Raw genomic sequence first — 11,638 nt, 5'->3', positions numbered from 1 at the left:
CCTTTGGTCGGCTTGTTCTCCTCTTCCGGAACCGCAGTGCTGATGTATCGAGAGATGTTGAGATTGCGGCCTTCATCGGCAATACACTCCTTGCTCACACGCTTGGAATAGCGGTCCTCTTCCTTCCGGAATTGGTAGGTCGAAACGATTTTCCCGATATGGTCCGGCGCCCCGTTCGTGCCATCCCCCAATTGGTTTTGCCGCTTGAATGCGGCGGGAGGCGACGGCGTCGCTCCGACCATCGCGGGCATCGGGTCGAGTTTGGGTTAGTTGTGCTGTAAGTCACGCCAAACATCTCGCGGTTCATTACGGCTGTGGAGGTTACGCCGAGACACTGAAATCGCCACCTTCCAATACATCAATGGCTTCTACAACCCGCGCCGACAGCGCTCAGCACTGGGCTGGAAAAGCCTGGTCGCCTTCGAACGGAAAGAGGCCTAAACGAGCACTTGGGGCGGCACAAAAGCGCGGTGGGTCCAAAACCTACGCAGAACGCCTTCGATCCGCCGGAAAACCGCACAAAGCCATCATCACTGCGGTCGCCCGAAAGCTCGATGCAAACGCAAGCGCACTCTTCAAAGCGCGACAGAAATGGCCCCCTCAAGCCACCTGAGAAATACAGTTGCTAAAGGCCATACTTGTATCCGTTGCGTAGACTACCTGCGCTTTGAGGCCCTTGCCGCCATCTCAGCCCGCCCTGGATGCCTCGAGCGTACTGGACTGCTCGCAGCCCAATGCTGACGTGGTCGGAGCCGCTTTTCGACCCTTCTCACTCTTGGAATTTAGGTGGCTTTAAATAGGACTAGAGAATGCGTATTATATCAAATATGCCTGTGACAAACATGTTTGGAGCGATTCCCATGGCAGATGTGCAGCCGCAACGGCCTCAGATGTTCGAAATCACCGCAGCAGAAATCAGCCGCCTGGTTGCCCGCTTCTATGCAAGAATCCGCGCGCATGAGGTGCTGGGGCCGGTGTTCGGCGCGGCTATAACGGATTGGCCGGCGCATGAGGCCAAGATCGAAGCCTTCTGGCGCGGCGCAATCCTGCGCGAGCCGGGGTACGCAGGCAATCCGATGCAGATCCACCTGGCCAACGCCGCGGTCAAGCCGGAGCATTTCCCGCTGTGGCTGGAGTTGTTCCGGGACACTGCAAACCGCGAGCTGAAGCCGGAAGCAGCTGCTGCCTTTGCAAGCCTTGCCGACCGCATCGGCAACGGGCTGTCCTACGGGATCGAGAATTTCCGCAGGCCCGAAGGGGCGCCGCCCGTCCTGGCGTAAGCAATTTACGGGCGGCTGCCGGCAGGCGTCTGCCCCGGTGTGTTAAGATATAAACCATCATTCTGTCCGGCACGGCCATAAGGAGAGACGAAAATGACTGCAGGCGTCTATTCCAAAGCACGGGTGATCCAAGGGGATCCAGGGCAGGTGGTGCAGCGCTGGCTGATCGCCGGATGGCGGGATCTGCGTGCGAACCCTGGGTTTTCACTGGGATACGGTATCGGGCTGGTGCTGGCAGGCTGGGGAACAATCTGGTTCCTGAACGCCAGCGGCATGGCCTGGATGCTGCTTCCGCTGCTGGCCGGCGGCGTGCTGGTGGGGCCGGTGGCCACTGTCGGTCTTTACGCGGTGGCCCGCGGCAAGCGGGAGGTGGCCTCGAAAGGGCAGATCGCGCTGGTGGGGGCCATCCTGATGGTCTTTGCCCTGACCTGGATCCGGGCGGCCACGGTGCTGTTTGCCATCGTCTACGGGCTGCGCCCCTTTGCCGGTTTCACCGAAACGCTGCAATTGCTGCTCAGCACGCAAGCAGGCTGGGTGCTTATGGTGGCGGGTTCGCTTACCGGCGGGCTGTTTGCCGCGCTTGGCTTTGCGGTCTCGGCCTTCTCATTGCCGATGCTGGTGGACCGCAAAATCGACGGCTTTTCAGCCATGGGGCTGAGCTTCAACGCCGCCACCCATAACTTCTGGCTCTGCGTCTGGTGGGGCGCGGCCATCACCTTCCTGACCGCCCTGGGCATTCTGACCGGATTGCTGGGGCTTGCGATTGTCTTTCCGCTGCTTGGCTATGCCACCTGGCATGCCTACGCGGATCTGTTCCATGGAGATGCATGAATGTCTGAGGCTCTTCCAAAAGGCGCGGTGCATTACGCCACCTCGCGGTTCACGCAGGACACTCTGCCGGAGAAACTGCGCAAGGATCACAGCACCAAGGCAGGCGTCTGGGGCCAGCTGGCGGTGCAAAGCGGCCGGCTGCGGTTCCGGCGCGAAGACAAGGCAGAGGTGATCGTTGAGGCAGGCGGAACGGCCGTGTTTGCCCCGCAGGAGGTGCATTCGGTCTGGAGTGCCCCATCTGAATTGGCCCACCGTTATGTTTAGGAAACGGAGGACTGAGAATGGCGAACAAGCGGCACAAGCCGGAGGAAATAGTTCAGAAGCTGCGGCAGGTTGATGTGCTTGTCGGCCAGGGGATGCAGCGCGTGGATGCGATCCGCGAAGTGCGCATCACTGAGCAGACTTACACCGCTGGCGCAAACAGTATGGCGGAATGGGAACCGACCAACTGAAAGAACTCAAACGGCTTCAGAAGGAGAACGAGCGGCTGAGAAAGGCCGTGTCGGACCTGACCCTGGACAAACTCATCCTGAAGGAGGCCGCACGGGGAAACTTCTGAGCCCCGCTCGTCGCCGAGCCTGCATTGAGTTGATCCGTAGCGAGATGAAGGTATCAGAGCGTCGTATCTGCCGCGTGCTCGGGCAGCATCGCTCGACGCAGCGGCATCGTCCAAGGGGCCGGGAAGACGAGGAACGGCTGGTTGCCGACATGACCGAGCTGGCCAGGCAATTCGGCAGCTACGGCTACCGGCGCGTTGCCGTACTGCTGCGAGCTTCAGGTTGGCAGGTCAGTGACGGCCGGATCGAGCGGCTGTGGCGACGGGAGGGGCTGAAGGTGCCGCTGAAACAACCGAAGAAAGGCAGGCTTTGGCTGAACGATGGGTCATGCATCCGGTTGCGGCCTGAGTATCGCAACCATGTTTGGTCGTATGATTTCGTGCATTGCCGAACCGACGATGGGAAAGCGTTCCGCACTCTGAACATCTTGGATGAGTTCAGCCGTGAATGCTTGGCGATCCGAGTGAAGCGGAAACTCAACTCGACCGACGTGATTGATGCCCTGACGGATCTGTTCATCCTGCGCGGGACGCCAGCATTCGTTCGGAGCGACAACGGGCCGGAGTTTGTTGCCAATAACGTGCGGGCCTGGATTGAGGCTGTCCGGGCAAAGACCGCCTTCATCGAACCCGGAAGCCCTTGGGAGAACGGGTACGTTGAGAGCTTCAACGCCCGGATGCGGGACGAACTGCTCAATCGCGAGATATTCTATTCGGTGAGGGAGGCACAAATCATCATCGAAGGCTGGAGAAAACACTACAACACAAAACGACCCCACAGTTCATTGGGCTACAGGCCCCCGGCTCCTGAAACAATCATCCCGATGGAAATGAGGCCAGTGATGCACTAACAATCAAACTGGACCAGTCAGATCAGGCCATCCAGCGCCCAGGTTGAATGCATGAACCGCACTATCGAGGACGCAATCGTCAAACGCTGTCACAAGGAAAAAACGAACAGCTTCGTTCGCACTTGGCCGACTTCCGTGATGCCTCGAACCTATCTACTAATTATGTAGGAATTGATCCACTCATAGAGTATCTTCGCCGGTCTGCTCATTGTGGCATCAAAGTCAGAAATAAAATAGGCCCAAGGACACTCTATTTCCATATCAATGGGTTCGATTAAAAGGTCTCTTTCGACATAAGTTTGCACGAGTGACTTTGGCAAGGCGCAACAACCTAGACCCCTAGTTGAAAGTTCCAGTGCAATGTTTGAGGCGTTTGTTTGCAATGCGGTATCTAGGGGGAAATTGCCAAGGTTAAATTGGTCGGCGATCTTGCACCAGTAGTCGGGCCGACCAATAATGTGAATGAGATCTGCCTCCAATAGATCATTCCCAGACATCAGCCTTCTGCCTTGAACACGGTAGTTAGGGGCGCAAACGACTGTCATCTCTTCTGGCCACATCTTTCGAGCCCCTGATGGAGCCATATCCGAGTTGTTGATTGTAATCCTGATATCAGCAACGCTTTGTTCAATGTCTTCCCAAATGGTACCATGAACGGATATGCCGATGTCCGAATGACGTTTCTGGAAAGCATTGATACAATCAGCTAGCCAATTTTCTGCAAGGCTCATCGGGCATGAAATGGACACCCGTTTCCCGTGCCTTGAGCTAATTATTGTTTCGGCGGCAGTGTCAATTTGCACTAGTGAACTCTGGATGGTCGGTAAAAAAGCTTCACCAATGTTGGTTAAGGCAAGGCCGTGTGGCTTCCGAGTGAATAGTGGCCTGCCGATGAAGCCTTCCAAACTCCGAACATGATTGCTGACTGCAGACCGTGTATAGTTGAGTTCTTTTGCAGCCAAGGTAAAGCTGAGATGCCTAGCCACAGCTTCGAATGACCGTATGTGATTCAGGTGCGGAATAGGTTTCACTGCGTACGCTCCAGTAAAGTCACAGCTAAGTTTTATTGAGTTACTGGGCGGCTGGGAGCAAAAGATAGTTAGTCAATGGCCTTGGAAAAATTTTGCAAGTCACGTTCTTTCAACCGTGTTCCGTTGACTTTCCAAATTTTCGTTTATAATCTAGGTGTTGCTATCGGATTGAATTTTCTTAGACGCGAGTGCGCGCTCTAAGCTTCTTCAATAAGCAGTGTGCCCCTCAAGATATTTTTTACTTTGAAGCTGGCAAAGGATGAAATTTGACAACGGCTGTGTAGCTCTCACCGCTTTTCGTTGAATCTTTCGGGTGACGTTCTTTCTTACGCTATTTGATGAGTTAACCTTTGACGTGCTCCCTCTCGAAGTCCTCGCTTTAAGGTTAGCCTGTTCTCCAACTGGGCTTGCCCCCAACGCTGTGATGTGATCCCCGAAAACGCCTCTGTTTTTGATTAGAGTTTTCCGCAGAGTGGAGCTCACCCCATTTCTGGTCCGGGCTTCATGCGACCTTTCGGGCTTTCTTCAATTGGGCCGCATATACGCTCGGCGTCAAGTTTCCGAGAGAAGAATGCGGCCTGGTTTCGTTGTAGTCAGCTTTCCAATCGTTGATCCGTGTGCGGGGATCATCCATGGACAGGAACCATGATGCATTGAGGCATTCCTGGCGCGGCCGGCTGTTGAAGGCTTCGATATGGGCATTATGAACCGCACCGAGTTTGCCGGAGGCTTCAACTCCTGAGTAGGATGAAGCCACAATGAGCAAGACAACAAACAAATATTCTCCTGAGGTCCGCGAGCGTGGGGTGCGGCTGGTTCTGGACAACCAGGGCCAGCACAGCTCCCGCTGGCAGTCGATCATGTCGATTTCCGTAAAGATCGGCTGTTCGGCGCACACGCTGAACGAGTGGGTCAAGAAGGCGGAAGTCGACAGCGGCAAGCGGGCGGGTGTTCCCACCGATGTCGCCGACAAGATGAAGGCGCTTGAGCGGGAGAACCGCGAGCTGCGCCAGGCGAACGAGATCCTCCGCAAGGCATCGGCGTATTTTGCGATGGCGGAGCTCGACCGCCGGTCGAAGTGATGGTGTCATTTATCGACATTCATCGCGCGGAGCATGGGGTCGAGCCGATCTGCACTGTCCTGCCGATTGCCCCTTCCACGTATTATGAGCATCTGGCGCAGCGGGCCGATCCGGCCCGGTTGTCGGACCGTGCCTGGCGTGACGCAGCATTGCGGCCCGAGATCCTGCGTGTTTTCGAAGAGAACTGGCGGGTCTATGGCGTGCGGAAGATCTGGCGGCAATTGCAGCGGGAGGGTTTCACTGTTGCCCGCTGTACGATCGCCCGGCTGATGAGGGGCATGGGCATTCAAGGTATCATCCGGGGCAAGCCGCACCAGACGACTGTGCCCGACAAGAAGGCTCCATGCCCTCTGGATAAAGTGAACCGGCAATTCCGTGTGCCTGCTCCAAACATGCTCTGGGTCAGCGATTTCACCTATGTCGCCACCTGGAAAGGGTTTGACTATGTCGCCTTTGTCATTGACGCCTATGCCCGCAAGATTGTCGGATGGCGTGTCAGCACCTCGGCGCATGCCGGGTTTGTTTTCGATACTCTGGAGCAGGCTGTTCACGAGCGGCGCCCAACAAATGCCATGGGGTTTGTTCATCACTCCGACCGCGGTAGCCAATACCTTTCGATCAAATACACAGAAAGGCTGAGGTCATCCACCGCCGCGGCCCATGGCGCAATTTCGAAGCCGTGGAATACGCAACGCTCGAATGGGTGGACTGGTTCAACAACCGCCGTCTGCTTTAGCCTATTGGGAACATCCCGCCGACAGAAGCAGAGGCCAATTTCTACGCCGCTCTGGAGACTGAGGACATTGCCGCGTAACTAACTGAAATCAGCCTCCGGCAAACCCGGTGCGGTTCATTACCTGTTGGCTTTCCCGGCTTTGAGAAGTCCAGCTCGACCTTGTTCAGATAAGCCCACTGGTACAGCCGCCGCCCTGCAAACTCCGGGCCATTGTCAACGCGAATGCTGAGCGGTTTGCCCCTGATCCGCGCCAGCCGGTCCACCTCGCCGATGACCTGATAAGCGCGGAAGTTTGTCCTCGCGGCCGTCGCGAGAGCCTCTCTCGTAAAGCAGTCCACAATGGTCAAGATCCGGAATGGATTCCCATCGAACAAGCGGTCCTACATAAAGTCCATCGCCCAGACGTCATTCATGCCATCCGCCTCAGAGCGGCCGGATCTGTACCGGCAGGCCCGGCGCTGTTTCGGGCTCCGGGTGCGGATCGACAAACCTTCTTCGCAATACAGGCGGTACAGGCGCTTGTGGTTCACATACCAGGCTGTTCGGCGATTGCCGCGCGTTCTGTGCCCGGCGCTCTCAGTTGTGCGATCACCAAGTGGAGACGCTCGAACTGCCGCCCAAGTTCCCCCAGGAGATGGCTGCCGAGGGGTCGACCGTCACCTGTCCTGACCCTGTCGAGCCAAGCCCGCCAGTCGCCGCCGTGAAGCCCCTGCACTCTGCGGATCCCGTGCAGGTTCAGGAGTCCACGGATGCGATTGACATTGCGTGTGCGCTGCTTGACCAGTTGCACGCGTTCCCGGGAGACCCGCTTCGCATCCTCCTCTTCCGGGCTCGGTACGCGCATGGCGCGGCAGACTGACTTGTCGCCGAGAAGGAACGCCTTCAGCGTGAAGACCATCACCTCGACGTCGATCCGGTCGGTCTTAACCCTCCGGCCACGGCGAGGCACGAGAAAGCTCGACGCATCCAGCACCGTCACGTCGATCCCGCGATCGGTCAGAAACCGCGGCAGCCAGAACCCGTCGTAGCCGGCTTCAAAGCACACCCGCGGCCGGACGCTCAGATACCTCCTGCCGGCCGCCTTGTCGGCAATACCGGCGAGCGCTGCGAGGAGTCCGTCCGCGTCGCCACCCGAGACGGTCACGGTGAGCACCTTCTCCTGCCCCGGCAGGAGGCGCCGAGCAGCCATTTGCTGAGGCTGAGTTCCAGCGCCACATGGCAGTCGGCCGAAGCACTACGCGAGTCATGGTTTTGGGTCTGCATATCGATCCTCCTCGGTTTGAACTCCTTAGACGATCGTGCAATCGGCTCCCGCGGAGAACCTGCATAGGATCTACAATGAAGAACGCCCGCACGGGGCTATGGGGAATAAGGTCCCGGCAGACCTGATGAAATCACTTCACGACACCAGCCCGTGAACCTGATGGAATTGCGGAAATTCTAACAACGGCCGAGGGCACGTTGGGGATCACATCAGTTGGAGAACAGGCTAACCACAAAGCGAGGACTTTGAGGGGGAGCACGTCAGTTGAAAGTAGTGCCAACTGAATCAACCTGCTTTTCGTGTATTAACTCTAAGAGCGCGAGGGGCTGGCCCCTCGCTCCCGCCCTTTTAAGGTTCATTTGAACCGATCTCTTCCTTCCTTTTGGCCACATAGGCCTCCAGTTCCTCCTTGATGGCCGGGTCCATTGCGGGTTCTTCGTAGTCCTGCAGCGCCTGCTGCCAGAGGCCCGTGGCCCGCTGCAGCGCGTCCTTGGCGCCCGCCGCTTCCCAGTTCTCGTAGTTCTGCCAATCCGACAGCATCGGCTTGTAGAACGCGGTCTCGTAGCGCGCCATTGTGTGCTCGGCGCCAAAGAAGTGGCCGCCGGTGGGCACTGACTGGATCGCGTCAAAGCCCAGCTCATCCTCGTCGAATTTCATCGGTTTCAGGAATTCGATCATGTTCTGGATGATTTCCACGTCCATGATGAACTTTTCATAAGACGCGGTCAGACCGCCTTCCAGCCAGCCGGCCGCGTGGTAGACGATATTGGCACCGCCCAGGACCGCGCCCCAGCTTGCCATCATGGTCTCATAGGCTGCCTGCAGGTCAACCGCGTTAGAAGCATTGGCATTAGAGGTCCGGTAGGGGATGCCGTAGCGCCGCGCCAGCTGGCCGCCGACGATATTGGCCTTGGCATTTTCAGGCGTTCCGAACGCGGGCGCACCGGAACGCATGTCCACATTCGAGGTAAACGACCCGTACATCACTGGCGTTCCCGGATTGACAAGCTGGGTCAGCACCACACCGAACAGTGCCTCGGCGTTCTGTTGTGCCAATGCGGCAGGCAGGGTCACCGGTGTCATCGCGCCCATCAGGGTAAAGGGCGTAACCGAGACCGGCTGCCCGTGCTCGGCCATGGCAATCAGCCCGTCGCCCATGGCGTCGTCGAACAGCCGCGGCGAGTTGACTGAGATGATGGTGATCACGCCCGGGTCTCTGTTCATCTCCTCAGGTTTCTGACCGCGGGTAATCGCCATCATGTTGATGCCGTCAATCGCGCGGCCGCGGCCGATGGCGGTGCAGTGGAACGACAGGTCCGAAAAGGTCAGATTGGCCAGATAGGTGTCCAGATGGCGGTTGTTGGCCGGCAGTTCCAGCGGGGCGGTAACCTGGTTGCCGATCAGGTGGATGGCGTTGAAGTGATGCGCCAGCTTGATGAAGTTCTGATAGTCGGTGAGGTTGCCCTGGCGGCGGCCGTTGATGCAGTCGTGCACATTCGGGGGGCCGGCGACCAGGCCGAAGTTCACGTTGTTGCCGCCCATGGTGATCTGCTTGGCCCGGTTGCGCGCGGTCAGGGTAAAGGTGCGCGGCACCGTCTTCAGCGCCTCCATGACGAGGCTTTCATCCATGCGGATGGTCTTGCTGTCCCGGTCGACGATGGCGCCTGCGGCCTCAAAAATGTCCATGACATTGTCGCCCATCACCCGGATGCCGGCCTCTGACAGGATCCGCATCGAGGTGGCGTGCAGCTGATCCATCTGTTCAGGATACAGTAATTCATACGCCGGGTAGGTGTTTTTCACCTGGGTCCAAGGCAGCTGTTCGATGCTGCCGCCGGAACGGGTGGATTTTCCGCGGCGTCCGCCGCTGCGCCGTTCACGTGCCATGACTTCAGTATCCCCTTTCAGGATTGACGATATTGCTCAGCGCTTCGCCCTTGCGGTAGCGCATCAGGTTTTCCGAGAACATCTCCACCGATTTCAGGTCCCAACCCTGGTAGACCGAGGAGCAATGCGGGGTGATGATCACGTTTTCATAAGCCCACAGCGGGTGTTCCGCGGGCAGCGGCTCGACAGTGAAGACATCCAGCGCCGCGCCGCGGATGCGGCCTTCGTCGAGTGCGGCCAGCAGGGCTGCCTCGTCGATCACCCCGCCGCGGGAAACGTCGATAATCACTGCGGTGTCTTTCATTGCAGCGAAGGCCTCCGGACCTACGATGTCGCGGGTGCTGTCCAGGAGCGGCACGCAAGTCACGATGAAATCGGCGCGGCCCCAGAGACCGGGCAGGGCCTCCATGCTGTATACCTCATCGACGTTGGGCGTGTCTTTCGGCCGGGCACGGACGCCTATGGTGTTAAGGCCCAGGGCCTTGGAGCGCGCTGCCACTGCCTCGCCGGTCTTGCCGAGGCCGATGATCAGCACGGTTTTCCCGTCAATCGGTTCCACTTGGGCCGACAGCCACTCGCGCCGCTCTTGTGCCGCGCGGAACGCGGGCAGGCCGAGGCTGAAGTGAAACATTGCCCCTAGCGCATATTGCGCCATCATGTCGGCGGCGACACCGGCCGAGTTGGTCACAGTCAAGGCCGCTGGGTTCCAGGGGTTCATGTGGTCGGTGCCGGAACCGCCGACAGAGACCCATTTGACAGTTTCCGCGTCCAGCAGAGCTTGGCGCGGGAAGGCCGGCGTGCCGTTAAATCGGACGGAGTAAACCACCTCGGCACCGGTTTCCGCGACCATCGCGGGCAGGCCCTCGTAGGTATCGCATGTGTGGATTTGCAGATCCGGATGGCCATTTGCCAGCACCCGTGCCGCAGGTGCAGGATTGTCGGTGTGGAGGATGATGACAGGGGATTTCATCATGCGGTTCCCTTTTGAAACTCGCCTGCAGCAGTGGCTACTGCGTTAGCGAAAAAGGCGGTGGCGGCGATGTCGAACAGCACCGAGAAGCCGGGAGCGCCGCGGTCGTCCCGCCAAGTAATGGCTTCAACATAGCCGACGCGGGTCTGGGCGATCTCGCCGTGACCGAATGCGCCTTGGTTAAGGTTCACCGGGCAGATCTTGGCCATCAGGTCGAACAAACACGGGCCCGACAGGTGCATCATCGCCCAGGTTTCCTCACGCCATGAATAATAGCCTTTTGGCGCTGCGGCGGCATCCCAGCGGCTGCGCAAATCATCGGTGTGGTTCAGCACCACGGCTTCCTCACGGCCAAGGCGCAGCACGCCGGTTGCGATGCGGTTTACTTCCGGGACCTCATAACCCTGCGCCTGCAGGAAGCTGACGGTGCCGCGGCCCTTGAGGCCGAAGCGCGGTGTGCGGCTGTCGTCGCTTAAGGTGACGGGGCCGGTGATCAGCGGTACGCCTTTAGCGGCACCTTGCGGGTCTAGCGGGTAGATGCGCATGTCAAAGCTCCTGCCGCTTGTTGTCAGGGTCAAAGAAGGCGTGGCCGCGCACCGGCGTCGTCACCCGGGTGCCATTGCGGCATTTCACCGTGACGGGCGTGCCTTCAGCCGCGTCGTCGCCATGCACGTAGGCCAGCGCGATATGGGTGTTCAGCGTCGGTGACCACAGGACCGAGGTCACATGGCCCACGGGCACATCATCCTTCAGCACCAGGCAGCTTTCGCCCGGCACATCAGCTCCGCCGAAGGTCAGCCCCACCAGCTTGCGCGGCAGTCCCTTGTTGCGGCGCATCTCGATGGCGCGTTTGCCGACAAAGAACGGCTTGGTCTTGGAAACCGCCCAGCCAAAGCCCAGCTCATCCGGGGAGGTCAGCGCGTCGGTGTCCTGGCCGATCAGGATGTGGCCTTTTTCAAGGCGCAGGATCCGGCTGGCCTCCAGGCCGTAGGGGCGCACTCCGTGGGCTTTGCCCGCCTCCAGCACCGCATCCCATAGGGTTTTGGCATAGGTGGAGGGGCAGTGCAGCTCGTAGCTCAGCTCGCCGGTGAAGCCGATCCGCATGGCGCGGACGGGGACACCCGCCACGCTGCCCTCGCGCCCGTCGAGA

The 11,638-nt window shown here is 58.9% G+C and carries 10 protein-coding genes, 5 pseudogenes and 1 other annotated feature; of the genes and pseudogenes, 6 read left to right on the top strand and 9 right to left on the bottom strand.

Going from position 1 to position 11,638, the window contains the following annotated elements; translation table 11 throughout:
• On the bottom strand, window positions 1-191 hold a 191-nt coding region (locus RA20_RS21025; RefSeq protein WP_039133361.1), incomplete at its 3' end, for an N-6 DNA methylase.
• A 124-nt stretch (window positions 192-315) separates the two neighbouring features.
• On the opposite strand from RA20_RS21025, the pseudogene RA20_RS25585 reads away from it, so the two are divergent.
• The 5 genes and pseudogenes from RA20_RS25585 to RA20_RS25185 form a co-directional block, all read left to right on the top strand.
• A pseudogene (locus RA20_RS25585) lies at window positions 316-441 on the top strand (IS3-like element IS1133 family transposase); the annotation flags it as partial.
• A 419-nt stretch (window positions 442-860) separates the two neighbouring features.
• On the top strand, window positions 861-1,280 hold the full coding sequence (locus RA20_RS21020) for a group III truncated hemoglobin (RefSeq protein ID WP_039133358.1): 420 nt from the start codon (window positions 861-863) through the stop codon (window positions 1,278-1,280).
• A 93-nt stretch (window positions 1,281-1,373) separates the two neighbouring features.
• The gene (locus RA20_RS21015; protein ID WP_039133356.1) at window positions 1,374-2,111 is read left to right on the top strand and encodes a DUF2189 domain-containing protein; all 738 of its coding nucleotides are present in this window, start codon (window positions 1,374-1,376) and stop codon (window positions 2,109-2,111) included.
• Window positions 2,112-2,375 carry a DUF1971 domain-containing protein gene (locus RA20_RS21010; RefSeq protein WP_039133353.1) on the top strand — a complete coding sequence of 88 codons (264 nt, stop codon included), beginning with the start codon at window positions 2,112-2,114 and terminating at the stop codon, window positions 2,373-2,375.
• Between the two features lie 17 nt (window positions 2,376-2,392).
• Window positions 2,393-3,518: pseudogene (locus tag RA20_RS25185) on the top strand (IS3 family transposase).
• Between the two features lie 149 nt (window positions 3,519-3,667).
• On the opposite strand, the gene RA20_RS20995 reads toward RA20_RS25185, so the two are convergent.
• Both RA20_RS20995 and RA20_RS25180 read right to left on the bottom strand, forming a co-directional pair.
• Complete coding sequence (locus RA20_RS20995; RefSeq protein ID WP_039133347.1) at window positions 3,668-4,549, bottom strand: LysR substrate-binding domain-containing protein; 882 nt, start codon at window positions 4,547-4,549, stop codon at window positions 3,668-3,670.
• A 502-nt stretch (window positions 4,550-5,051) separates the two neighbouring features.
• Window positions 5,052-5,252: pseudogene (locus RA20_RS25180) on the bottom strand (integrase core domain-containing protein); the annotation flags it as partial.
• Window positions 5,253-5,307: 55 nt separating this feature from the next.
• On the opposite strand from RA20_RS25180, the pseudogene RA20_RS25175 reads away from it, so the two are divergent.
• A pseudogene (locus RA20_RS25175) lies at window positions 5,308-6,445 on the top strand (IS3 family transposase).
• Window positions 5,589-5,705, top strand: a sequence feature (AL1L pseudoknot). Its footprint overlaps the pseudogene before it by 117 nt.
• 38 nt (window positions 6,446-6,483) lie before the next feature.
• Here RA20_RS25175 and RA20_RS26250 read toward each other — a convergent pair.
• From RA20_RS26250 to RA20_RS20955, 6 genes and pseudogenes are all read right to left on the bottom strand, one after another.
• Window positions 6,484-6,915 (bottom strand): annotated as a pseudogene (locus tag RA20_RS26250) (DDE-type integrase/transposase/recombinase); the annotation flags it as partial.
• The gene (locus RA20_RS20975) at window positions 6,894-7,556 is read right to left on the bottom strand and encodes an IS110 family transposase (protein WP_052249116.1); all 663 of its coding nucleotides are present in this window, start codon (window positions 7,554-7,556) and stop codon (window positions 6,894-6,896) included. The gene RA20_RS20975 and the pseudogene RA20_RS26250, both read right to left, overlap by 22 nt.
• A gap of 423 nt (window positions 7,557-7,979) precedes the next feature.
• Entirely contained in the window at window positions 7,980-9,518 is a 1,539-nt protein-coding gene (locus RA20_RS20970; RefSeq protein ID WP_039133341.1) for a trimethylamine methyltransferase family protein, read from the bottom strand.
• 4 nt (window positions 9,519-9,522) lie between these two features.
• The gene (locus RA20_RS20965; RefSeq protein WP_039133338.1) at window positions 9,523-10,491 is read right to left on the bottom strand and encodes a D-2-hydroxyacid dehydrogenase; all 969 of its coding nucleotides are present in this window, start codon (window positions 10,489-10,491) and stop codon (window positions 9,523-9,525) included.
• A complete protein-coding gene (locus RA20_RS20960; RefSeq protein ID WP_039133335.1) occupies window positions 10,488-11,033 on the bottom strand; it encodes a hypothetical protein in 546 nt (181 codons plus the stop codon). Before RA20_RS20960 ends, RA20_RS20965 begins: the two co-directional genes overlap by 4 nt.
• 1 nt (window position 11,034) lies before the next feature.
• Window positions 11,035-11,638 (bottom strand): aminomethyltransferase family protein (locus tag RA20_RS20955; protein WP_039133332.1); only part of this gene is annotated, 604 nt, incomplete at its 5' end.

It is taken from the genome of Leisingera sp. ANG-Vp, from assembly GCF_000813725.1.
GTDB lineage: Bacteria > Pseudomonadota > Alphaproteobacteria > Rhodobacterales > Rhodobacteraceae > Leisingera.
The sequence above is the reverse complement of the archived record's forward strand: the minus strand, read 5'-3'. Positions and strand labels throughout refer to the sequence as shown.

Excerpts from the sequence above, each read along its gene's own strand:
- RA20_RS20960 (WP_039133335.1), bottom strand. The coding sequence starts at position 11,033 with ATGCGCATCTACCCGCTAGACCCGCAAGGTGCCGCTAAAGGCGTACCG.
- RA20_RS20970 (WP_039133341.1), bottom strand. The coding sequence starts at position 9,518 with ATGGCACGTGAACGGCGCAGCGGCGGACGCCGCGGAAAATCCACCCGT.
- RA20_RS21010 (WP_039133353.1), top strand. The coding sequence starts at position 2,112 with ATGTCTGAGGCTCTTCCAAAAGGCGCGGTGCATTACGCCACCTCGCGG.
- RA20_RS21020 (WP_039133358.1), top strand. The coding sequence starts at position 861 with ATGGCAGATGTGCAGCCGCAACGGCCTCAGATGTTCGAAATCACCGCA.
- RA20_RS20965 (WP_039133338.1), bottom strand. The coding sequence starts at position 10,491 with ATGATGAAATCCCCTGTCATCATCCTCCACACCGACAATCCTGCACCT.
- RA20_RS20975 (WP_052249116.1), bottom strand. The coding sequence starts at position 7,556 with ATGGCTGCTCGGCGCCTCCTGCCGGGGCAGGAGAAGGTGCTCACCGTG.
- RA20_RS21015 (WP_039133356.1), top strand. The coding sequence starts at position 1,374 with ATGACTGCAGGCGTCTATTCCAAAGCACGGGTGATCCAAGGGGATCCA.